A 22,288-nucleotide genomic window follows, 5' to 3' on the forward strand; every position below is an offset into this window, starting at 1 on the left:
GACATGCCTCTTGCACCCCAGTTTTCGGGTGACGAGAAGCTGGCCATTGTCGAACAGCTCGAAAGCTCGGGTGTCGCCTGTTTCTGGGCGACCGATGCCAAGGGCGTGCTTACTTATCTCAGCCCCGCCATCTTCGAGGCGATGGGCCGTCAGGCTGCCAATGCCTTCGAAATTCCTTTCCAGCACGTCTTTGCACCCGTGGCAGGTGATGGAGACGCGCGTTCGCTGGGCCTCAAGCTCGGCACGCGAAAGAGCTTTTCCGGCCTAACGGTTGAAACCGGTGACAGCACCTCGGACCTCGTGGTGCGTCTTTCGGGCCGCCCGATGTATGACAAGGCGGGTGACTTCCTCGGCTTCCGCGGCACCGCCAGCGACGTCACCGAAGAGTTTCGTGCCGAGGAAGAAGCAAGCCGCCTCGCCAAGTTCGATTCCCTGACCGGCCTCGCCAATCGTCACCGGATGGAGCAGCGGATCGATTCCACGCTGCAGACCTTCCGCAGCGCCAAGCGCGCAGCTGCGCTGATGATGCTCGACCTCGACCGGTTCAAGCAGGTCAACGACACGCTCGGCCATGCGGCTGGCGACCAGCTTCTGCAGCAGGTCGCCGAACGCCTGAATTCGGTCGTCGCGGGTCGCGGCGAGATCGGTCGCCTCGGCGGTGACGAATTCCAGATACTCATTCCCGACATGGATGACCGCGGCGAGCTGGGCGAGATTGCGAAAAAGATCATCCAGATGCTCTCGCAACCCTATTCGGTCGAAGAGGGGCGCTGTTCCATCGGATGTTCGGTCGGTGTTGCGATTGCGCCTTATGACGGCCTTGAACGCGAAGACCTGACGCGTGCTGCCGACCTGGCTCTTTACGCCTCGAAGAACGGTGGCCGCGGCCAGTTCCGCTTCTATGCTGCCGACCTCGAACACGAGGCGAACCTTCGCAAGCGCATGGAAGAAGACCTCGCCCAGGCTATCGAGGCGGGTGACTTCAAGCTTGAATACCAGCCATGCGTTTCGCTCGAATCCAACCGGGTCGTCGCGCTCGAAGCGCAGTTCTGCTGGGAAGACGAAGATCGGGGCCGCGTGCAGCCGGAAACCTTCCTTCCGGTGGCAGAGGGCAGCCGCCTGATCATTCCCATCGGCGAATGGGCCCTGCGCAAGGCGTGCGAGCAGGCCAGGGACTGGCCCGAAAGCCTGCGCCTGTCGATGAACATCTCTCCGGTCCAGTTCGAGGCCAACGGCTTCGTCGAGATGGTCGAGAGCGTGCTCGAGGAAACCGGTATGGACCCGGCGCGCCTCGACCTGGAACTGAACGAATCCGTCCTGCTCGGCGATGCCAGCAAGGTCGATGCGGCCCTCGGCGCCCTGTTCAAGCTCGGCGTTCGCCTGACGCTCGACCAGTACGGCACGGGGCTTTCGTCACTCAGCTATCTGCGCCGCGCACCGTTCAACTCGCTCAAGATCGGGGCGAACTTCTTCGAGCCCGTCATGGGCAATGATCTCGGTGACATGGAACTGGTCCGCGCAGTGGTCGCACTTGCCGGCGCCATGGGCATGGAGACGGTTGCCAACGGCGTCCATGCGATGGACCTGATGGCCGAACTGAAGAAGATCGGCGTGAGCCATGTCCAGGGCTACGTTTTCTCCGAAGCGATCAGCCACGAGGCAGTCCTCGAAGACATCGCCAGCGGCGACTGGACGTTGGAGCCGACCGACCAGGGCAGCCAGCGCGCAAGCCGCCGCACGGTTTTCCGCAAGATCGGCCTGATCCACGAAGATCACTATTACGACGTGACGCTGCGCAACCTCTCTCGCTCGGGTGCCATGATCCAGGGCCTCGAGGACGTGCCCGTCGGAACGCAATTCGTGCTCGACTTCGGTCAGGGCCAGCTGGCCGTCTGCACCGTGCGCCGCACGATGGACGATACGCAGGGCGTCGAATTCGAACAGGAACTGGTGGACGATGGGGCAGGGGGGCTATGCACACGCCACCGTGTCAGCCCCTACGAACTGGCCGCTGCCGGTGCGCCGCTCACCGCGCTTCCGCCGGGCAAGTACAGTCAGGCGCCCGAGGCAGCACCGGGCAGCTATGCGCAGTTCAAACTGTCGTCGAATGCCCCCCAGCAGGGCGGCGGTCCGCAAGAAGGCTGAACACACGCGCTTTGCTGCTGACAGGGCGCAAACGCACGGCTAAAGGGCGGTCGCAATGACCGACCTTTCCAAGATCCGTAACTTTTCGATTATCGCGCATATCGACCACGGCAAGTCCACGCTGGCCGACCGGTTGATCCAGTTCTGCGGCGGGCTGACCGATCGCGAGATGTCCGAGCAGGTCCTTGACAACATGGACATCGAGAAGGAGCGCGGCATCACCATCAAGGCGCAGACCGTGCGCCTCAATTACACCGCCAAGGATGGCGAGACCTATGAGCTGAACCTCATGGACACGCCCGGCCATGTCGACTTCGCCTATGAAGTCTCCCGCAGCCTAGCCGCTTGCGAAGGCGCGCTGCTGGTCGTCGACGCGGCGCAGGGCGTCGAAGCCCAGACGCTGGCCAATGTCTACCAGTCGATCGAGCACGATCACGAGATCGTCCCCGTGATCAACAAGATCGACCTTCCCGCCGCCGAACCCGACAAGGTAAAGGCGGAGATCGAGGACATCATCGGCCTCGACGCCTCCGACGCCGTCCTCACATCCGCCAAATCCGGCATCGGCATCGAGGAAACCCTCGAAGCCCTCGTGCAGCGCATTCCCGCCCCCACCGGCGACCGCGAGGCACCGCTCAAGGCCATGCTCGTCGATTCATGGTACGACCCCTACCTCGGCGTCGTCATCCTCGTGCGCGTGATGGACGGGGTCATCAAGAAGGGCCTCAACGTCAAGTTCATGCAGGGCGGCACGCAGCACCTGATCGACCGCGTCGGCTGCTTCACCCCCAAGCGCACCGACCTGCCCGAGCTCGGCCCCGGCGAGATCGGCTTCATCACCGCGCAGATCAAGGAAGTCGAACAGGCCCGCGTCGGCGACACCATCACCACGGTGAAGGGCGGGGCGGAAAAGGCGCTGGCCGGCTACAAGGAAGTCCAGCCCGTGGTCTTCTGCGGCCTCTTCCCGGTCGACGCCGCGGATTTCGAGAAACTGCGCGAAAGCATCGGCAAGCTGCGCCTCAACGACGCCAGCTTCAGCTACGAGATGGAAAGCAGCGCCGCGCTGGGCTTCGGCTTCCGCGCCGGCTTCCTCGGCCTGCTGCACCTGGAGATCATCCAGGAACGCCTCTCCCGCGAATACGACCTCGACCTCATCACCACGGCCCCCTCCGTGGTCTACCGCGTCCACCTCGCCCACACGAAGACGGAAGACGCCAAGGTCATCGACATCCACAACCCCGCCGACTGGCCGGACGTGAATCGCATCGACATGATCGAGGAACCGTGGATCAAGGCGGTGATCTACACGCCCGACGAATACCTCGGCTCCATCCTCAAGCTGTGCCAGGACCGCCGCGGCATCCAGACCGACCTGACCTATGTCGGCGGCCGCGCGCAGGTGAGCTACGAGCTGCCGCTGAACGAAGTGGTGTTCGACTTCTATGACCGCTTGAAGAGCATCAGCCGCGGCTACGCCAGCTTCGATTACGAGCAGATCGGCCTGCGCGAAGGCGATCTGGTAAAGATGAACATCATGGTCAATAACGAGCCGGTCGATGCGCTATCGCTGATCGTCCACCGCAGTGTGGCGGAAGAGCGCGGCCGCGGCATGTGCGAGCGCCTGAAAGACCTCATCCCGCGCCATTTGTTCAAGATCCCGATCCAGGCCGCGATCGGCGGCAAGATCATCGCCCGCGAAACCATCGCCGCCTTGCGCAAGGATGTCACCGCCAAATGCTACGGCGGCGACATCACCCGCAAGAAAAAGCTGCTGGAAAAGCAGAAGAAGGGCAAGGCAAGGATGCGCGAGTACGGGAACGTGAGCATTCCGCAAGAGGCGTTTATTGCTGCGCTGCGGATGGGTGAGGAGTGAAGCCCCGCGCCGAGCGCAGTTGTTTGCGGAGCAGACGGCAAGGTAGAAGCGAGAGGCTGAAACTCCGGCCAGCGGGGCCGCGCAGCGGAACCCGTCTGACGTCACGCGCCGCATGGAGCGATTGTGCCAACAATCGCGGAATGCCGCGTGGCGGCGCGTAACAGCTATTTTCCACTCTTAGAGCGATTGTCCGGCATGCAAAGCATGTCGCAGTTTTCCGGCGTCGTCTTTCCTCCCTTGTGCCATGGGATGCGGTGATCAGCCTCCATTTCATGAAACTCAAAATGCTTCTTACAAGCCGGGCAGATGCCCTTTTGTCGCGCATAGACCGCATGCTTCGTCTTTTCGTCAAAGGCGCGCAGGTTCAACGTTTTTGGGTTACCGGTCAGCAGGTAGGCGTAAATGCCTTTTTTGCTTTCGACCTCGTCGTCATCGATAAGTGCAGCAATAAGCTTTTCAAGCTCGGCGGCGTTTAGTTTGTCGTCCTTATGCTCATTGTAGAAGCGCCCCCAAGGCAAGCCCTTCATAAGTCGAGCCCGCGCGCTGTCTTGATTAGGAAATACACGCTTCACCCAATCAAAAACCGCCTGCCAATAATCCCACAGTTCCTGCGCATCAGCATCCGAACGATGGATGTCCATGTAATTCTCGATCTTTCCGCCAGAAAGCCAATCGAGCGCGGTTTCTAAAACTTCTTGCCGATTCGGATCTGCTGATATCAGCTTGTCTCGCCCATCTTGGACTGCGGGCGGATTTCTTCGTGAGAACCAGCGTTTGGCGTCGGCGAGCCACGGGCCAGTATAAATGGCATTGCGCAATTCCTGAGGACTCAATGGCTTGCCCGCGATATTAATTACCTTAAACCAATCGAGCTTGTCGTCGTCGCCTCCGTCGCACACATAGATCGACAACTCGTAATCGAGAATTTGCTGCTGGCGTTCCTTCGGTAGGTTGAGAAACGAAAATGGGTTGCCGTCAATCTCGATTGAAAACTCGCCATTCACGTATTGGCACAGGCTAATCGTGCGTTGCTGCCCGTCCATCAATTCATAGCCCTCACCCGCTACGGCCCAGTACATGGTATTAAGTGGAAAGCTTTTGCGAACCGTATCGATGACTGCGTTGCGTTCCTTCGGCCCATAAACAAACTCACGTTGATAAGCGGGACGGATATTGAGCTTTCCACCAAACCCAGTCGCGCCTTCCTCGCCGTCGTCGGCGAAGCCCTCAACGAGGTCAGATACCTTTACCCTTTTCGGCTCAATTTTCATTGGTCTCTGTCCGTTTGCGAATCAAAATGCGAGGATATGTCTGGATAAAGACTTCATTTTCAACTCTATAGTAGGTTTTTTTTACTGGTGTTTTCCCTATTTTGATTGCAGCGCCATCGTTAAGTTTCTTTACGTTCGACGTTTTTCCGCTCGCGCTTACTTGGACTTGTGTTGGATATTTCTTCGATGCGAGGCCAAACCAGGTTTTCGTGATTCCGACAATCTCAAATTGGTCAGGGTTGTGTTTCGCCAAAAATCCGAGTGGGACCCCCATTACGCCATTGTAGTCGCAGGGTATGTTTTTGAAGGCAGAAACTTCAATTGCATCAAAATTATCGTATTTTGGGTAGTCATCCTCGTTGTATTTCTTAAATAGGGGCAATTTCTCGTGACGTTTTCGCAAATCAAGATTTGTCACCCAGCACATTGTTCCAAAACTACGCCATTTCTGTCCTTTATCGTCAACCCAATAGCGTGTTTCTTTTGGAGGGTAATCTGGAGGAACCTGAAATGACATGTCGCCATTATTGCTGCCGAGCCAAATTTCGCCGCGATAAATAAGTTCAAAAATCTCTTTAGTTGTGACCGCGTTTTGATTTCCCAAAATTACAAATCTCTTATTATGCGCTACTAATAACTTAATATATTCGCGAAAGAGCGAAAAAGGCGGGTTTGTGACAACGATATCGGCTTGTTCCAGATAAGCGACGCATTCAGTGCTTCGAAAATCTCCGGCACCATATTCGGCATCGCCTTTCAATGTGCGGCAGACATTACCATCGCTCTTGAGCAGTTGCTCGACATCAGAGAGGTCAATTGCGCCGTCCCCATTGATGTCAGGTACATTGGTGATCTCAACGGCATAAGGTTGCTTGCCCTCAGGCTTTAGCCCCTCAATATCGAGGAGCGGCAACCTCCCTCCCGCAACGCTCGACCCGTCATAGCAAGTCGCGATTAACTTGTTGAGGCCGAGTGCGTTAAAATTAAGCGCGAAGTAACGGAAGAAATTGCTTTCGTAAGGATCATCACAATTGCAGAGGACTACTTTGTCACGGAACTTTTCGCGGTAATGGCGCAGTTCGTTTTCAATATCGGATAACTGAGTGTAAAACTCATCCTGTTTTGCAGTTTTTGCATTGGCTAGGGCTTTATTTCCAGTCCGGCTAATGGCAGACGATCCGGCCATATTAATATCTTCCAGTTTCTTGTACACGATCTGTTCGCCTTAGCGATCTCTCGCCGGTCGGTCCATGGGAAAACCCAACGCTCATCCGATTTGGATAGATTCGCAGCGTGCATCCATTTAGTGCTTAGGTCGGGTAAGTTTTTGACGGTCAACATATCTAGCGATATTCGCGATTACTCTTCCCCATGTGAGCGCTAAGCAGCGAACAGGGCATTCACCGCAAGCTCGGTCACAGCCGCACCGCCACGCGCCGTTCCGCGATTGCTTGTGCAATCGCTTCATGCGTTAAGTGACGTCGAATTGGTTCCGCGGCGCGGACCCGCCGGCCGAACTTCGCGATGCGCTGCGCGCACCGGCTTCTAGCTAGTCGCTTGATGCGCAAGCTCCGGCGCTAGGCGCCTGCGCTCAATCCCACCCCTCATCCTTGATCGACCGCCAGCGGGGGTTCTCCTCCTCGCTGTCCTCCTCAACCTCGCTCTCGCCCTTACTTGACGTGAGAAGGGGCAAGCTCGGCCCCACGCGCCCTCGTGTGCCGTGATGGGGATCATAAAGTTCATGCTCCGGGTCGCGTTCGGGGCAATAGCCTGCTGCGCGGTCGGCTTCCACGGCTTGCTCCAGTTCCTCGCGCAGGCGCTTCACGCGGGGGCTTTGGCGGCGTTCGCGTTCGAGGATCTTCTGGCGCAGCGCCTCCACCTTGCGGTCGATGCTGGCGCGGATATCGGCGACCGAGACGCTATTGCGCTCTGCCTCCCATTCCTTACGCCATTCCTTCTTCTTGCGCTCCAGCTCCATCGTGCCGACCGCGTTCAGGCCCTTTGCGCGCCCTTCTGCGAACCGCTCGGGCGCGCGGTTCCTCAGCATGAACATCAGCAGGCGGTCGTTATAGGATATGCGCGTGCCGACGAGCTGGCCGTAGGAGTACACGGGCACCTCCACCCCGTTCAATGCGCGGTCCATGGCCACGTCCTCGATCCGGCGCATCCCGAAATCGAGCGCGGCTTCCCAGGCGGCGGCGAATTCCTCCGCGCCCGGTTGGCGGCGCAGTTGGTAGGCACCGTGGGTGGAGCGGTTCACCGCGCGGCAGGCAGAAGCGACGCTGCCGGTATCGGCCAGCGCCTCGATAAAGGCTTGCTGGACGTGGGGCTTCCACCCGTTGCTGCGGTCTCTGAGGCGCGGAACGGGGGTAAAGGCGGGCAGGGTGCCAAGGTGTTTCGGGGTGCGGGCGGTGTCGGGTGCGTCGTCGTCCATCCGCGAGGGTGGAGCAGAACGGGCGCGAGTAGGAAAGTCAGGCCGCGATGTCGCGGAGGAAGTTGGCTACGGCCTTGTCGAGGTCGATGAGGTGTTCGTTGACGTTGCCGAAGGCCTTGTCGACGAGGCTCGCCTGTTCATCCACGGCCTCGGCATTGCTCTTGATGACGTTGACCGTGTCGGCCATCGCGCGGGCGGTCATGGCGGTTTCGTCGATCATGCTGGCGATCGTGGTGACCTGGCCGGTCTGTTCCTGCATCGTGCGCTCGAAGGCGTCACTCGAGGAGCTGACGGCGCCGATGTGATCGGTGATCGAGCGGTTGGCCTTGATCGTGCGGTCGCCCGAGGCCCGGATCTCGGCGATGCGGCGAACGATGTCGTCGGTCGCGCTTTCGGTCTGGCGGGCGAGGGCTTTGACTTCATCTGCCACCACGGCGAACCCCCGGCCGGCATCGCCTGCGTGGGCGGCCTCGATGGTGGCGTTGAGGGCGAGCATGCGGGTGAGGTCGGCGACTTCGCGGATAACGTCGACCACGTGGGCGACTTCGCGGGTGTCCTTGCCCAGCGCGTCGATGACTTCGCTGGCGTGCTGGGCCTGTCCGGCGGCATCGCGGCTTGCGCGGCTGATCTCGCCGACCGAACCGCGCACGTTCTCGATGCTCTGGACGAGGTCGCCGCTTTCGCGTGCGGCATTGCCCATGACCTGCGCCGACTGTTCGGCGGCGGCGGCGATCTCGACGGCGTTGTCGACGAGACCCTGCGTGGCGGTCTTGGCGCGGCTGGCGAGCTTGCCGATAGCGGCGGAGCGGCGGGTCGTCTGTGCGACGAGTTCGGCGATGGAGGACTGGAACTGCGCGGCGATCTCTGCGCGGCGCGTTTCCTCGATATTCCGGGTGATGCGGTTGAGGCGGGCCACCATGAGTTCGACCGTCATCCGGTCGGTCGCGCCGAGGACGAGCATGCGCGCCTCGCGGTCTTCCTTGTCGGCAGCATGTGCGCTGGCAAGTTCAGATGCTCGCGAGAAAACGTGGTGGAGCACGGCCACCACGCGATAGGGCACGGCATCGTTCTCATGCGTCCAGTTGCCCACGGTGGAAGCGGCTTTCATCCACATTTCGTCGACCGGCTGCGTGAGGCGGTTCACCGTCCATTCGCGGAAAGTCGCGCAGGTGCCTTCGATGTCGCAGCTGGCGGAAAGCTGGTTGCTGTCGCGCATGTCCAGCAGGGCGGGCTTGAGCGGCTCGAGAATCCAGTCGACCTCGCCGACGATCTCTTCGCCGATCCGTGCGAGCAATTCCTGCTCGGCCTGACCGATCCCGAAAGCGTCGAGACGACCGTTCACTTCGATACGGTTCTTGCCAGTATTCGCAGCCATGCGGCCAGAGCCCCCAAATTCGTTCATGCGGGGGCTCTAGCGCGAGGGATTTACCTTATGGTTAACGAGAATTTGCGCTCACTTACGGGCGCGTCTGGCCATTCCCGTGCACGAGGTATTTGAAGCTGCACAGCTGTTCGAGCCCGACCGGGCCGCGGGCGTGCATCTTGCCGGTCGCAATACCGATCTCTGCGCCCATGCCGAACTCGCCGCCATCGGCAAACTGCGTGCTGGCGTTGCGCATGACGATCGCGCTGTCGATCGAGGTCATGAACCGGCGTGCGGCATCATCGTCTTCGGTCATGATCGCATCGGTGTGATGCGAAGAGTGCGTGTCGACCCAGTGGATGGCTTCATCGAGGCCATCCACGACCTTCACGCTGGCGATAGGATCGAGATATTCGGTGTTCCAGTCGGCATCGGTGGCAGGCTTGATGCTGCCGTCGATCGCCACGGCTTCCTCGTCACCGCGCAATTCGCAATCGCTGCCCATGATCGCGGTGAGGCGCGGGATGAAATCCTTCGCCACGGCCCGGTCAACCACGATGCTTTCGGTCGCGCCGCAGACTCCGGTGCGGCGCAGCTTGGCGTTGCGGATCACATCGGTAGCCTTGTCGAGATCGGCTGCCTCGTGGACGTAGCTATGGCAGTTGCCGTCGAGGTGGAGGAGGGTGGGGACACTTGCCTGGTCCCGCACGAGCTCGACGAGGCCACGGCCACCACGCGGGATGACCAGATCGACAAACTCATCCGCCTTGAGCAGGGCGGCGACTGCGGCACGGTCGGTCGTGCCGACGGTCTGGACGGCATTTTCCAGAAGACCGGCTGCCTTGAGGCCCGCGCGCATACAATCGACGATCACGCGGGTGGAATGGCGGCTTTCGCTGCCGCCGCGCAGGATCACGGCGTTGCCGCTCTTGAGGCACAGTGCACTCGCATCCGCGCCGACATTGGGGCGGCTTTCATAGATCATGCCGATGACGCCGATGGGAACCGCGACACGCTGGATAGTGAGGCCATTCGGGCGCTCGAAGGTCGCGAGCTCGCGGCCGACGGGGTCGGGAAGCTCGGCGATTTCTTCAAGCGCGCCTGCCATGCCTTCGATGCGGTCTTCGGTAAGGCGCAGGCGGTCGATGAAGCTCTCGGGCTTCTTGCCCTCGACGCTCTTCACGTCTTCGGCATTGGCCTCGAGCAGCTCGGGCGTTGCATTGCGCAGGGCCTTGGCGGCCTCGCGCAGGGCAGTGTTCTTGGCGTCCGTGCTGGCGGACAGGAGCCCACGTGCTGCATCGCGGGCATTGCGGCCGAGCGTTGCTACGTGGATCTGCGGGTCAAGTGTCTGGTCGTTCATGAAATCTCTCTTGTGCTTTCTTTGGGGGCGGGAGGCGCGACTGTCGTCAGCGCAGCTCCACCGCCCGGTCATAGGCAGCCTGCAATGTAGCATGCAGGCGGGTGGAAAGGCCATCGTCGCCATTGAGGGCATCGAGGCCGGCGGCGGTCGTGCCGCCCTTGCTGGTCACCGAGTTGCGCAATTCCTCCAGGTCCGGTGCGCCGGGCTCGCTGGCCATGGCGATTGCGCCGCCAATGGTGCCGAGGACCATTTCGCGTGCCTCGTCCTCGTCGAAGCCTTGCGCGATTGCAGCTTCGGCATAGGCGCGTGCGATCTCGAAAACATAGCCGGGGCCGGACCCGGCGACCGCTGTGACGCGATCGAGCTTTTCCTCGCTGTCGACAGTGATCGTCGATCCAGCGCGGCGCATGAAGGCTTCGGCATGGGTCATGTGATCGGCAGAAGCATGAGGGCCGGGGCAGATGCCGCTCACGCCGCGACCGATTGCCGCGGGCAGGTTGGGCATGGTGCGGACCACGGGAGCGTCGCCCATCAGTTTCGACAGGCGCGTCGCGGAATAGCCTGCCGCAATCGAGAGGACATATCCGCCGGGTGCGAGGTTGGCCGCGTACTCGGGCATGATGTCGTCGATCATTTGCGGCTTTATGGCAGCTACGATGCAATCGAAGCGCTGGTCCGAGACCTGGCTGCGTTCGCTGACGAGCGTGACGCCTTCCGGCAGGTCGCTTGCCATGGGATCGACGACCGTTATGGTTTCGTGTCCGCTGACCCACTGGGAAAGTAATGCGGAGCCCATTTTTCCGCATCCGACAATAAGAATTGAATTTACGATCTTAGAATTCCGTTTCCGCGCTCCACGCGCTGTATGTAATTCTTCAAATATGGTTAAATCGAAATAAGCGAATTTGTGGTTCTCATGTATACTTGACTTAATACTTCGAAATACTTTCGCATTCGATATTTTGAAAAAGGCGGTTGTGCAGTGCACCATCCCTATCTACATTGTGTTCTAGAAATTTCAAGGTAGACAGATTTTCATTTTATGACCAAGAAACGCAATATTGTTGTCAAAATCGGTTCGGCGCTCCTCGCCAACCAGGAACTGCTGACTCCGCGTTACGGTTTCCTCCAGCGCCTACTTGAGGATATCGCCCAGCTGCGGTCAGAGGGAAACGATGTGATCCTGTGCTCGTCCGGATCGGTCGCGCTCGGACTGCGCATCATCGGTGAAACGCCCGAAAGTGCTGGAATATCCGATAAGCAGGCTGCCGCAGCATGTGGCATGCCGCTGCTGCTCAATGCCTATAAGCAGGTCGGTCACGAATTCGGTTTCGATATCGCGCAGGTGCTGCTGACGCTCGGCGATTTCGAAGACCATCGCCGCTTCCTCAATACCCGTAACACCGTCGCCCGCTTGCTCGAAGCAGGGGTCATGCCGATCGTGAACGAGAACGACACGATCACGACGGAGGAAATCCGTGTCGGGGACAACGATCGTCTCGCGGCGAAGGTCGCCCAGATGGTCGGCGCGACCGATTTCATCATCCTGACTGGCGTGGACGGGCTCTACGATCGCAACCCGGATGATCCGGATGCCGTGTTTATTCCGGAAGTGTCCGATGTCGGTCCCTATATGGAGGCGACCAAGGGCAAGAGCACGCTGGGTACCGGCGGCATGGAAACCAAGCTTCAGGCCGCCAATATGGCGCAGGAAGCCGGCGTCACGACCTGGATCGCGCAGGGCGAGGTCGATCGTCCGCTGTCCACCGTGCTCGACGGGAGCCGCCGTGCAACGAAGATCATCCCGAACCCCAATCCGCTGTCCGGCTGGGATAGCTGGATTGCCAACCGCCTGCAGATGGCGGGAAGCCTCGTCATCAGCGAAGACACCGCCAAGGCGATCGCCAATGACGACCGGCCGATCCGGCGCGCCGACGTCGTATCGATGGATGGCGATTTCACCCGCGGCGATGTCCTGCATATCTATGACAGCAAGGGCATCGAACGGGCGAGGGGGCTTAGCGACTTCACCTCGGAGGAACTGCGGGTCCTGATCAACAATCCCGACACCGATGCGGAGCAATTGCTGGGCTATAAGACCCGCGGCGAAATTATTCGCTCGAACAATCTCGTCATGCTCGAGACGCGTCACCTGCTATGGGATGCGCCCCCTGCCATTACCGAGGCATGATCGCACACGGGGAAATCGCGCAGAACTTCACTTGGCGTTCAGCAGGGTGCTGGCTATAGGCTCCCCCCTATGACGACCACTTCGCGCTTTCGCCGCCTGCCCGCCTTCGGCACCCTTGTCGCCGCAACCGTCCTGACTGCGGCCTGTGCCGGTACCGGCAACGCGCCGAAGGACACCGCCTATGTGGCGCGCGATGTGGAGACGCTTTACGCTGAAGCAAAGGAGCGGCTCGATCGCGGCAACGCCCCGCTCGCCGCGGCCCTGTTCGACGAAGTGGAGCGTCAGCATCCCTATTCGCCGTGGGCCCGCCGCGCCCAGCTGATGAGCTCCTTCAGCTATTACGTCGCGCGCGATTACAACAAGTCCATCCAGGCGGCCCAGCGCTTCCTGTCGATCCACCCGGGTAATAAGGACGCGCCTTACGCCTACTACCTGATCGCCCTGAGCTATTACGAGCAGATCAGCGACGTACAGCGCGACCAGAAGATCACCGAACAGGCGCTGCTTGCATTGCGCGAAGTGGTGCGCCGTTTCCCGCAGACCGAATATGCGGCCGATGCGCGCCTCAAGATTGACCTCGTCCAGGATCACCTTGCCGGCAAGGAAATGGAAATCGGTCGCTATTACCAGCGCTCGGGCAAGTGGATCGCTGCCCAGATCCGGTTCCAGAACGTGGTCGACGATTACCAGACGACCAGCCACGCTCCCGAGGCACTCTATCGCCTCACGGAAAGCAGCCTTGCGCTCGGCATTCCGCAGGAAGCTGTGAAATACGCCGCCGTTCTCGGTGCAAACTATCCGGGCAACGAATGGTACGAAAAAGCTTACGAGCTGATCGAAGACCACGCAGCGGGCGTTTCCGCCAGCTGATTTGCCGGCGTGGGCCAACCGGCCCGGAAAAAATTCTCTTAGAATCCTTGAAACCGGATCGATCCTGTCGCATTTAGTCAATGCGGACCGGGCCCCTCTGGCGTGCGCTTTCTAGCCCACGTGATGTCGGACCGCATCGGACAACCGATGCGCGCTGGCGGGCCCTCTTCCCCATCCCCCTCCCAGCCTGACGGCCCATCGGTTGTTCGATCCTTTTCTTTTCGAACAAGGAGACCGAGATGACGGCCCGAATTTTCAGACTGACCCAAATCCACCAGCGCATCGACGAGCGTTTGCGCCTGGAGATGAAGAAACGCGCACCCGATCCGCGGGAAGTGTCGCGTCTCAAGCTGATGAAAATGCGCGCGAAAGACGCGCTGTATCGGCTGTTCTTGCGCCCTGCCGCTGCATAATCGCGGCTGCGCGCTCCTACCGGAAACATGAGGGAAAAACTTAATGGTTAGAGCCATCGCTCCCCTGCTGCGCGACTTCCTGCAAAAGGAATCGGCCGGCGGCATCGTCCTTATCTTCGCAGCGGCACTGGCGCTGGCTGTGGCGAATTCGCCGCTGGCCTCCGCCTATACCGGCTTTCTCGAAATCCCGGTCGTCGCGGCGATCGGGAGCTTCGTGATCGACAAGCCGCTGCTGCTGTGGATCAACGATGGCCTGATGGCTGTGTTTTTCTTCCTCGTCGGCCTCGAAGTGAAACGAGAGGTGCTCGAAGGACAGCTGTCCAGCTGGAACAAGGCCTCACTGCCGCTGATCGCTGCGATCGGCGGCATGGCCATTCCGGCCCTCGTGTTCATCGGTCTCAACCTGGACAGCCCGGACAATATCCAGGGCTGGGCTATCCCGGCTGCGACCGATATCGCATTTGCGCTCGGCATACTGTCGCTGCTGGGCCCGCGCGTGCCGGTGGCGCTCAAGGCATTGCTGCTCGCTATTGCGGTGATCGACGACATCGGAGCCATCGCGATCATCGCGCTGTTCTATTCGGGCGAGCTCGACACAGGCATGCTCGGCGCTGCCGCTGTAGTCTTCGTGCTGATGCTCGCGGTGGGCCGGGCAAAAGTGCAGTCGACTATTCCCTATGTCCTGCTGGCGATCCTGATGTGGGCTTTCGTCCTCAAATCGGGTGTCCATGCGACACTGGCCGGTGTTGCAGCGGCAATGACCATCCCGCTCGACCCGAACAGCGACCATGGCCCGCTCGAGCGGATGGAGCACGCACTCCACCCGTGGGTCGCCTTCCTCGTCATCCCCATTTTCGGCTTCGCCAATGCTGGCGTTACGCTGGTTGGCATCGACGCATCGGCTCTGCTGGACCCGCTTCCGCTGGGCATCGCACTCGGCCTTCTGGTCGGCAAGCAGCTGGGCATCTTCGGCTTTGCCTGGGTGGCCGTGAAAACGGGGCTGGCGAAGCTGCCGGACGAGGTGAACTGGCGTCAGATCCACGCACTGTCGCTGCTCGCGGCAATCGGTTTCACCATGAGCCTCTTCATCGGCAATCTCGCCTTTGCGACGCCCGGGCAGATCGACGCCGTCAAGCTGGGCGTGCTGTCGGGATCGACGGTCGCCGCGCTGGCCGGATACTTCCTTCTCAAGATCACGCTGCCCGAAACGGCCGCGCCGATTGAAAGCTACGAAGAATGATGGAGCTTCTTACGCAGGACTGGCTCGGAACCCCTGTGTGGTTCTGGGCCGCCTTCCTCGTCATCGTCATCGCGCTGACCGCATTCGACCTCGGCATATTGCACAAGGAAGATCGCGAGATGGGCATCGCCGAAAGCCTCAAGCTGAGCGCTTTCTACATCGGTGTCGCCATGCTCTTCGGTGCCTGGGTCTGGTTCGCGCGCGGCGAACAGTCGGGGATGGAATATTTCACCGGCTTCTTCATCGAGAAGGCGCTGTCGATCGACAATGTCTTCGTGATCAGCCTGATCTTCACCTATTTCGCGATACCGGCGAAATACCAGTACCGCGCGCTCCTGTGGGGCATCATGGCGGTGATCGTGCTGCGCGGCCTGATGATCGCGGGCGGGGCGGCCTTGCTCGCGCAAGCATACTGGGTGCTGTACTTCTTCGCGGCCTTCCTGATCGTGACCGGCATCAAGATGTTCTTCGCCGGCGACGAGCCCATGGACGTGGGCAAGAACCCGGTGATCCGCTGGATCAGCACGCATATGCGGGTGAAGAAGGAACTGCATGGCCAGCACTTTTTCGTGAAGGTGCCGGACGAAAAGACCGGCAGGCCGGTCCGCGCGGCAACCCCGCTGTTCCTCGCGCTGGTGGTCATCAACCTTGCCGACCTCGTCTTCGCGCTCGACAGCGTACCGGCGATCTTCGCGATCACCACCGATACCTTCATCGTCTACACGTCGAACATCTTCGCGATCCTCGGCCTGCGCGCGCTCTATTTCGCGCTGGCCGCGATGGTACACCGCTTCCATTACCTGAAGTATGCGCTCGCAGCGGTACTGGTCTTCATCGGCAGCAAGATCTTCGTGACCGACTTCCTGCTGGACGGAGGAAAGATGCCCGCGTGGATCAGCCTTGGCGTGACCTTCGGCCTGATCCTTGGCGGCATCCTTTATTCGCTCTGGAAGACCAAGGGACAGGAAGAGGAAGACTGGCCCGCGCAGCCAAAGGAAGGCGACGCGCGCCCGCCTGTTTGAAACTGCACACGAGAGGATGACGGGCGGGCGCGGCTGGGCTAGGAAAAGCCTGCAATGCTGACCCGCCTGTCCATCCGCAATATCGTGCTGATCGAGGCGCTCGACCTCGATTTCGGGCGCGGTCTGGGCGTGCTGACCGGTGAGACAGGGGCGGGCAAGTCGATCCTGCTCGATTCGCTCGGCCTCGTGCTGGGCAATCGCGCCGATAGCGGCCTGGTTCGCGGCGGCGAGGAAAAGGCCAGCGTCTCCGCCAGCTTCGAGTTCGCCCAGCTTCCCAAGGCGGTGGCCGAAGCGCTCGACGATGCCGATATCGAGATCGAGAAGGGTGAACCGCTCATCATTCGCCGCCAGCTCAAGGGGGACGGCGGCAGCAAGGCCTTCATCAACGACCAAGGCGTGGGCGTGGCGCTGCTGCGCGAAATCGCTGGGGCATTGGTCGAACTTCACGGCCAGCACGACGATCGCGGTCTCGTGAACCCGCGTGGCCATCGCGCGCTGCTCGATCGCTTCGCAGGTGCCGACACGGCGCGTGTCGAACAGGCGCATTCCAAGTGGCGCGAGGCCGAAGCGCGGCTGGGCGAAGCGCGCGATGCGCTCGAACAGGCAAAGCTCGACCAGGACCTGCTGCTGGCGCATCTGGCCGAACTGACCACCCTCGAACCGCAGGCGGGCGAGGAGGCGCGGCTCGCCGAAGCGCGCGCCGACATGCAGAAGGGCGAGCGGCTTTCGGGCGATCTGGAAGAACTGCGCCACCTGTGGGAGGGATCGGATTCCCCGCTGGCCTCGCTTCGTGCTGCGGCCCGCAAGCTCGACAGGATCGCCCCCGAACACGCGCTTCTGGCAGAGGCTCTTGCTGCGCTGGACCGCGCAGTGATCGAGGCTGGCGAAGCGGAGGAAAAGCTCGAAGCGGCCGCAGAGGCGCTGGTCCATGATCCCGCCGCGCTGGAGCAGGCTGAGACGCGCCTGTTCGAATTACGCGCGCTCGCCCGCAAGCATCGCTGCGAGGTCGATGAACTGCCCGAGGTCATGCGCACAATGCGCAGCCAGCTTGATTCCATCGAAGGCGGAGAGGCTGAACTCGATGCGCTGGAGGCGGCGGCGGAGGAAGCGGGCAATCGCTACCGGGCCGAGGCAGAGGCGCTCCATGCCAATCGCGTGGCAGCTGCGATGCGGCTGGACGAGGCGGTGGCGCGCGAACTGGCGCCGCTCAAGCTGGACGCAGCCCGTTTCAAGACTGCCGTTGCCGAACTGCCGGAAGAGCGCTGGGGTCCGCACGGCATGGATACCGTCGAATTCCTCATCGCGACCAATCCGGGCGCCGACTTTGCACCGCTCAACAAGATCGCCAGCGGCGGCGAGCTGTCACGCTTCATCCTCGCACTGAAGGTCGCGCTAGCCGAACAGGGCGGGGCGGCGACCGTGATCTTCGACGAAATCGACCGCGGCGTGGGCGGGGCTGTGGCCAGCGCCATCGGCGAGCGCCTCGCAAGGCTGGCGGCGAACGGACAATTGCTCGCCGTCACGCACAGCCCGCAAGTCGCGGCTCGTGGCCGCACGCATTACATGATCGCCAAGAGTTCGGACGGCACGGTGACACGCACCAGCGTGGCGCTGCTCGACGAAGCCGGCCGCCAGGAAGAGATCGCGCGCATGCTTTCGGGTGCAGAGGTCACGCCGGAGGCGCGGGCGCAAGCGGACAGGCTGTTGGAGGGGGTTTGATGATCGCATCAACTGACCCAGTCGCCGCGGGCGAAGACAGGGCTCCCATTAAGCTCAAGGTTTTCAGGGTCGTTTTGGGTATCGCCATACCGGCCCCACTCCTCTTCTTATCTTGGCTCGGCTGGGCGATTAACAACACCTACTTCCGTGATAGCTATGACGAGGCTGCCTATCTTCGCACTGCGGCGCTCTATTGCGCGCCACTGGTTCTTGCCGGCGGTCTTGTCGCGTTCGTAAAACTCAATTCCCTGAAGGCGGGCCGAGTGGCGCTGGTGGCAGGTGCAATCCTCTTGGCAGTCATCTCTGTTTATTTTTGGTCAAGGCCGTGAAGCTGAATATTTCGGAAGCAGAAGCAGCCAACGAGCTGATGCGTCTCGCGCGCGAGATCGCCAAGCACAACAAGCTCTATCATGCCAAGGATGCGCCGGAGATTACCGATCCGGAATTCGACGCGTTGGTACGCCGCAATGCCGAGTTGGAAGCAGCTTTCCCGCATCTGGTGCGCGAAGACTCGCCCTCGAAGGTCGTCGGTCACGAGATCGCCGCTTCGCCGCTGTCCAAGGTGACGCACGAGGTTCGCATGATGAGCCTCGACAACGCCTTTTCTGCAGATGAGGTCGAGGAATGGGTGGCGCGCGTGCGGCGCTTCCTTTCGCTGGACGAGGGTGAGCCGGTGGCGATCACCGCCGAGGACAAGATCGACGGCCTGTCCTGCTCGCTGCGTTACGAGAACGGCAAGCTGGTCCGCGCTGCCACTCGTGGGGACGGACAGGTGGGCGAGGACGTCACGCCCAATGTCGCGCACATCTCCGACATTCCGCAGCAGCTCTCCGGCGATGTGCCCGAGGTCTTCGAGATCCGCGGCGAGGTCTACATGTCCAAGGCCGACTTCCTCGCGCTCAATGCGGCGCAGGAAGAAGCTGGAGGCAAGCTTTTCGCCAACCCGCGCAATGCCGCTGCGGGATCGCTGCGCCAGAAAGATGCCAGCGTGACGGCGAAGCGTCCGCTCAAATTCTGGGTGCATGGCTGGGGCGCGGCATCGGATGTTCCCGGTGCGACGCAGGAAGAAGTCGTGCGCAAGATCGAAGCGTGGGGTGTCCCCGTCTCGCCGCTGTTTACCCGCGTAGATGACGTCGAGGGAATGCTCGCACATTATGACAGGATCGGGCGGGAACGAGCTGATCTGCCTTACGAAATCGACGGCGTGGTCTATAAGGTCGACCGCCTCGACTACCAGCAACGCCTCGGCTTCGTCGCCAAGGCGCCACGCTGGGCTCTGGCGCATAAATTCCCGGCCGAGCAGGCCGAGACTACTCTCGAGGCGATCGACATCCAGGTCGGCCGCACGGGCAAGCTGACACCTGTCGGCCGCCTCGCGCCGGTTCTGGTGGGCGGCGTCACGGTCACCAACGTCACGCTCCACAACCGCGACGAGATCGCGCGGCTTGGCGTCAGGCCGGGAGACCGGGTGGTGGTCCAGCGGGCGGGCGACGTTATTCCACAGCTTGTGGATAACCTCACCCGCGAGGTCGAGCGCGAGCCCTTCATCTTTCCCGATCACTGCCCCGAATGCGGCAGCGAGGCCGTGGCGGAAGAAGGCGAGGTCGATGTGCGCTGCACAGGCGGCCTTATATGTCCCGCACAACGCACTGAAAGGCTGAAACATTTTGTCAGCCGAGGCGCGCTAGATATCGACGGGCTGGGCGAGAAGACAATCGATCAGTTCTTCGCGCTGGGATGGCTCGAAAGCCCTGCAGATATCTTCCGCCTGCACGAGCGCCGTGACGCCATTCTGGCGCTCGAAGGCTGGCAGGAGCGTTCTGTGGATAAACTTGTGGACAGCATCGAAGCCCGGCGCGCGCCCGATGCGGCGCGGCTGCTGTTCGGCCTCGGCATTCGCCACGTGGGCGCGGTGACGTCACGCGACTTGATGAAGCATTTCCACGAGTTGCCCGCCTTGCGCGAGGTGGCCGAGGCAGCGCGTGCCGGAGATGAGGAGGCCGCACAGGCGCTGACCTCGATCGACGGCATCGGCGGCGCGGTCGTCGAAGCACTGGGGGATTTCTTCCACGAAGATCACAATAAGGCCGTGTGGGACGACTTGCTCTCCGAGGTTTCTCCTCCGCCTTATGTCGTGGAAACAAAGGAAAGCCCCGTAAGCGGCAAGACGGTGGTGTTCACGGGCAAGCTCGAAACCATGAGCCGCGACGAGGCGAAAGCGCAGGCCGAACGCCTTGGCGCCAAGGCCAGCGGTTCGGTCAGCGCCAAGACCGACCTGCTCGTTGCCGGGCCGGGTGCGGGCAGCAAGCTCAAGAAGGCTGCGGATCTCGGGATCGAGGTGATCGACGAGGCGGGCTGGGCTGCCATCGTGGCGGCAGCGGAGTAAGCGAGTATGAATGCGCAAGGCATTTCCCTCGGTCTTGTTTTTGGCGTCCTGTTCGGGATCATCTTCAAGAATGTCGGTATCGGCCTGGCGCTCGGCGTCGCTTTCGCAGCCGCCTTCAGCGCGTCCTACGCCGAGTCCGAAGACGAGGATGACGACGAACCGAAGGACGTGTGAAATCTTCGGGAAACCATTGTCTTATCTCCCGTTAGGGTGATGTGAACCGTTCCCCGATCCTGATCCTGACCGTGCTGATTGTCGGCGCTTTCCTCGTTCTCGCAACTGCCGTCAGTACGCCTGCCGAAACGCCGGAGGATTTCGAAAAGCGGGTGATGCCGCAAGTGGTTGAAGACGCGCCCGAACCGCCGCAGCTGACCGATGCCCAGCTCGCATTGCAGGATGATCTGAGGGCCATAGGCGAAGGGTTCGAAGGCGCTGCCGGTATCGCCGTGACCAAGGCAGGCGATCTCGTCACCATGTCCTATCAGGGCGAGACGCCATTTCCGCAGCAAAGCGTGAGCAAGCTGTGGGTTGCGATGACCGCGCTGGACCTTGCCGACGAAGACGCTCTTTCGCTCGATGAGATGGTCACCATCCGCGAGCAGGACCTGACCGTATTCTACCAGCCGATCCGCGATATCGTTAAGCGACGCGGGGCCTTCACCAGCGACTATCGCGACCTGCTCGATCGCGCCATCACACAGAGCGATAATACCGCCAACGACCGGCTGTTGCGCCGTATTGGCGGTCCGCAGGCGGTCGAGGGGTTCCTCAGGCGCAATCGCATCGAAGGGGTGCAATTCGGCACCGACGAACGCAACAAGCAAAGCGCCATCGCGGGGCTCGAGTGGCGGCAGGCCTATTCGACCGGTAACGCATTCTACGAGGCGCGCGACCGGGTGCCGGAGGACGAGCGCAGGCAGGCCTTCAATTCCTACCTCTCCGACCCGATCGACGGCGCGACCGCAGAGGGTATCGCCGTGGCGCTGGCGAGGCTTGCGCGTGGTGACCTTTTGTCACCCGCATCGACTGAACTCCTGCTGGCAACTCTCGAAGAAACCAGGAGCGGGCCGAAACGCCTCAAGGGTGGCGTTCCCGATGGCTGGAGCTTTGGTCACAAGACCGGGACCGGCCAGTACTTCGACGGCGTGCAATCGGGATATAATGACGTAGGCATTCTGACCGCGCCCGATGGCACTGTTTACACGATCGCCGTCCTCATCGGACGAACAACCACATCCTATGCAGCGCGGTTCGAGATGATGCAGTCGGTTACCCGTGCGGTGGTTGGCTATCACGAGGGCCTGGACGCGGCCGTCGCCTAGTCCGCGCCGGGATCGTCCACCCACTTCATCACGCCGCCTGCCAGGGGCGTCCAGTATCCCATGCGGACACCGGACCGCGCGAGCACATCGCCGACCCACTGGTTGCAGGTGTTGCCAAGCGTGTAGCGGCCGCGCGCGTCGTAATGGACCGCGCCGATCTCGTAGCTGCGGTAGATTTGCCGCTCGCCATGTTCGGGCGCAGGCGGCAGAGAAGCCTCGATCTGTTGCACCAGTTGGCGGTATTCCTCCGGGCGTAGCCTGAGCTCGCGATAATATTCCGACGGCTGCGGATTGACGTAATGCGCCACCCGCATCAGCCCGTCGCCACCGGAAAATACTATCCTTAGCGCGGTCGCGGCTTCCAGATCACCCCATGTCGGCGTGTTGAGGAAGACCTCTTTCTCCCCCCAGCCGATAGCGACATGCGTCGGCAGCCAGCCATCCTGTTCGCGCGGCATTCCCGCCGACGGGAAGGTTTCGCGCCAGTCCTTTTCCGAGCTGACGATGGGCATGACGATACCGGTGTGCACGCCATTGCTTTCGACCATGATGCGAATGCCGTCATCCGGTTCGGTCCAGTCCGAATTGCGCGGTATCGAGCTGCCGACCCACGCCGCAAGGAAGAACAGGGCGACGATCAGGGCAGGAACGGCCAAGATACCGCCCGCCCATTTGATAG

At 61.2% G+C, this 22,288-nt stretch carries 19 protein-coding genes; 12 read left to right on the forward strand and 7 right to left on the reverse strand.

What is annotated here, in order from left to right; translation table 11 throughout:
* Positions 1–3 precede the first annotated feature (3 nt).
* Complete coding sequence (locus K3136_RS00555) at positions 4–2,145, forward strand: putative bifunctional diguanylate cyclase/phosphodiesterase (RefSeq protein WP_247711383.1); 2,142 nt, start codon at positions 4–6, stop codon at positions 2,143–2,145.
* A 55-nt stretch (positions 2,146–2,200) separates the two neighbouring features.
* On the forward strand, positions 2,201–4,018 hold the full coding sequence (lepA, locus tag K3136_RS00560) for a translation elongation factor 4 (protein WP_221430996.1): 1,818 nt from the start codon (positions 2,201–2,203) through the stop codon (positions 4,016–4,018).
* Positions 4,019–4,182: 164 nt separating this feature from the next.
* Here the strand turns inward: lepA and K3136_RS00565 are convergent, their stop codons facing one another.
* The 6 genes from K3136_RS00565 to K3136_RS00590 form a co-directional block, all read right to left on the reverse strand.
* Positions 4,183–5,289 (reverse strand): GmrSD restriction endonuclease domain-containing protein, encoded by a 1,107-nt coding sequence (locus tag K3136_RS00565; RefSeq protein ID WP_221430997.1) that lies wholly within the window; start codon positions 5,287–5,289, stop codon positions 4,183–4,185.
* On the reverse strand, positions 5,279–6,502 hold the full coding sequence (locus K3136_RS00570) for an adenine-specific methyltransferase EcoRI family protein (protein WP_221430998.1): 1,224 nt from the start codon (positions 6,500–6,502) through the stop codon (positions 5,279–5,281). The genes K3136_RS00565 and K3136_RS00570 overlap by 11 nt, the downstream gene beginning before the upstream one ends.
* A gap of 378 nt (positions 6,503–6,880) precedes the next feature.
* A complete protein-coding gene (locus K3136_RS00575) occupies positions 6,881–7,723 on the reverse strand; it encodes a hypothetical protein (protein ID WP_221430999.1) in 843 nt (280 codons plus the stop codon).
* Positions 7,724–7,760: 37 nt separating this feature from the next.
* Positions 7,761–9,098, reverse strand: coding sequence for a methyl-accepting chemotaxis protein (locus K3136_RS00580; protein WP_221431000.1), 1,338 nt, complete (start codon positions 9,096–9,098; stop codon positions 7,761–7,763).
* Between the two features lie 82 nt (positions 9,099–9,180).
* Complete coding sequence (locus tag K3136_RS00585) at positions 9,181–10,446, reverse strand: glutamate-5-semialdehyde dehydrogenase (protein WP_221431001.1); 1,266 nt, start codon at positions 10,444–10,446, stop codon at positions 9,181–9,183.
* A gap of 46 nt (positions 10,447–10,492) precedes the next feature.
* Positions 10,493–11,437, reverse strand: coding sequence for a pyrroline-5-carboxylate reductase family protein (locus K3136_RS00590; protein WP_221431002.1), 945 nt, complete (start codon positions 11,435–11,437; stop codon positions 10,493–10,495).
* A 51-nt stretch (positions 11,438–11,488) separates the two neighbouring features.
* Between K3136_RS00590 and proB the strand changes: the two genes are divergently transcribed.
* From proB to K3136_RS00640, 10 genes are all read left to right on the forward strand, one after another.
* Positions 11,489–12,637 (forward strand): glutamate 5-kinase, encoded by a 1,149-nt coding sequence (gene proB / locus K3136_RS00595; protein WP_221431003.1) that lies wholly within the window; start codon positions 11,489–11,491, stop codon positions 12,635–12,637.
* Between the two features lie 69 nt (positions 12,638–12,706).
* Entirely contained in the window at positions 12,707–13,507 is an 801-nt protein-coding gene (locus tag K3136_RS00600; RefSeq protein WP_221431004.1) for an outer membrane protein assembly factor BamD, read from the forward strand.
* Between the two features lie 239 nt (positions 13,508–13,746).
* Complete coding sequence (locus tag K3136_RS00605; RefSeq protein ID WP_221431005.1) at positions 13,747–13,920, forward strand: DUF465 domain-containing protein; 174 nt, start codon at positions 13,747–13,749, stop codon at positions 13,918–13,920.
* Between the two features lie 43 nt (positions 13,921–13,963).
* Positions 13,964–15,160, forward strand: coding sequence for a Na+/H+ antiporter NhaA (gene nhaA, locus K3136_RS00610; protein WP_221431006.1), 1,197 nt, complete (start codon positions 13,964–13,966; stop codon positions 15,158–15,160).
* Positions 15,160–16,182, forward strand: a complete 1,023-nt coding sequence (locus tag K3136_RS00615) for a TerC family protein (RefSeq protein WP_221432163.1) — start codon at positions 15,160–15,162, stop codon at positions 16,180–16,182. Before nhaA ends, K3136_RS00615 begins: the two co-directional genes overlap by 1 nt.
* A gap of 54 nt (positions 16,183–16,236) precedes the next feature.
* Complete coding sequence (gene recN, locus K3136_RS00620; RefSeq protein ID WP_221431007.1) at positions 16,237–17,901, forward strand: DNA repair protein RecN; 1,665 nt, start codon at positions 16,237–16,239, stop codon at positions 17,899–17,901.
* Complete coding sequence (locus tag K3136_RS00625) at positions 17,901–18,230, forward strand: hypothetical protein (RefSeq protein ID WP_221431008.1); 330 nt, start codon at positions 17,901–17,903, stop codon at positions 18,228–18,230. The genes recN and K3136_RS00625 overlap by 1 nt, the downstream gene beginning before the upstream one ends.
* Positions 18,231–18,268: 38 nt before the next feature.
* The gene (gene ligA, locus K3136_RS00630; RefSeq protein WP_221432164.1) at positions 18,269–20,287 is read left to right on the forward strand and encodes an NAD-dependent DNA ligase LigA; all 2,019 of its coding nucleotides are present in this window, start codon (positions 18,269–18,271) and stop codon (positions 20,285–20,287) included.
* A gap of 6 nt (positions 20,288–20,293) precedes the next feature.
* Entirely contained in the window at positions 20,294–20,461 is a 168-nt protein-coding gene (locus K3136_RS00635; protein ID WP_221431009.1) for a glycine zipper domain-containing protein, read from the forward strand.
* 41 nt (positions 20,462–20,502) lie between these two features.
* Positions 20,503–21,609 carry a serine hydrolase gene (locus K3136_RS00640; RefSeq protein ID WP_221431010.1) on the forward strand — a complete coding sequence of 369 codons (1,107 nt, stop codon included), beginning with the start codon at positions 20,503–20,505 and terminating at the stop codon, positions 21,607–21,609.
* On the opposite strand, the gene K3136_RS00645 is transcribed toward K3136_RS00640, so the two are convergent.
* The gene (locus K3136_RS00645; protein WP_247711385.1) at positions 21,606–22,265 is read right to left on the reverse strand and encodes a DUF2459 domain-containing protein; all 660 of its coding nucleotides are present in this window, start codon (positions 22,263–22,265) and stop codon (positions 21,606–21,608) included. The two genes, K3136_RS00640 and K3136_RS00645, sit on opposite strands and share 4 nt — an antisense overlap.
* Positions 22,266–22,288 lie beyond the last annotated feature (23 nt).

This window comes from Qipengyuania gelatinilytica (assembly GCF_019711315.1).
In the GTDB taxonomy this organism is placed as follows: domain Bacteria; phylum Pseudomonadota; class Alphaproteobacteria; order Sphingomonadales; family Sphingomonadaceae; genus Qipengyuania; species Qipengyuania gelatinilytica.

Excerpts from the sequence above, each read along its gene's own strand:
- K3136_RS00555 (WP_247711383.1), top strand. The coding sequence starts at position 4 with ATGCCTCTTGCACCCCAGTTTTCGGGTGACGAGAAGCTGGCCATTGTC.
- K3136_RS00585 (WP_221431001.1), bottom strand. The coding sequence starts at position 10,446 with ATGAACGACCAGACACTTGACCCGCAGATCCACGTAGCAACGCTCGGC.
- K3136_RS00590 (WP_221431002.1), bottom strand. The coding sequence starts at position 11,437 with ATGGTGCACTGCACAACCGCCTTTTTCAAAATATCGAATGCGAAAGTA.
- K3136_RS00600 (WP_221431004.1), top strand. The coding sequence starts at position 12,707 with ATGACGACCACTTCGCGCTTTCGCCGCCTGCCCGCCTTCGGCACCCTT.
- K3136_RS00575 (WP_221430999.1), bottom strand. The coding sequence starts at position 7,723 with ATGGACGACGACGCACCCGACACCGCCCGCACCCCGAAACACCTTGGC.
- ligA (WP_221432164.1), top strand. The coding sequence starts at position 18,269 with ATGCGTCTCGCGCGCGAGATCGCCAAGCACAACAAGCTCTATCATGCC.
- recN (WP_221431007.1), top strand. The coding sequence starts at position 16,237 with ATGCTGACCCGCCTGTCCATCCGCAATATCGTGCTGATCGAGGCGCTC.
- nhaA (WP_221431006.1), top strand. The coding sequence starts at position 13,964 with ATGGTTAGAGCCATCGCTCCCCTGCTGCGCGACTTCCTGCAAAAGGAA.
- K3136_RS00605 (WP_221431005.1), top strand. The coding sequence starts at position 13,747 with ATGACGGCCCGAATTTTCAGACTGACCCAAATCCACCAGCGCATCGAC.
- lepA (WP_221430996.1), top strand. The coding sequence starts at position 2,201 with ATGACCGACCTTTCCAAGATCCGTAACTTTTCGATTATCGCGCATATC.
- K3136_RS00615 (WP_221432163.1), top strand. The coding sequence starts at position 15,160 with ATGGAGCTTCTTACGCAGGACTGGCTCGGAACCCCTGTGTGGTTCTGG.
- K3136_RS00565 (WP_221430997.1), bottom strand. The coding sequence starts at position 5,289 with ATGAAAATTGAGCCGAAAAGGGTAAAGGTATCTGACCTCGTTGAGGGC.
- K3136_RS00635 (WP_221431009.1), top strand. The coding sequence starts at position 20,294 with ATGAATGCGCAAGGCATTTCCCTCGGTCTTGTTTTTGGCGTCCTGTTC.
- proB (WP_221431003.1), top strand. The coding sequence starts at position 11,489 with ATGACCAAGAAACGCAATATTGTTGTCAAAATCGGTTCGGCGCTCCTC.
- K3136_RS00580 (WP_221431000.1), bottom strand. The coding sequence starts at position 9,098 with ATGGCTGCGAATACTGGCAAGAACCGTATCGAAGTGAACGGTCGTCTC.
- K3136_RS00625 (WP_221431008.1), top strand. The coding sequence starts at position 17,901 with ATGATCGCATCAACTGACCCAGTCGCCGCGGGCGAAGACAGGGCTCCC.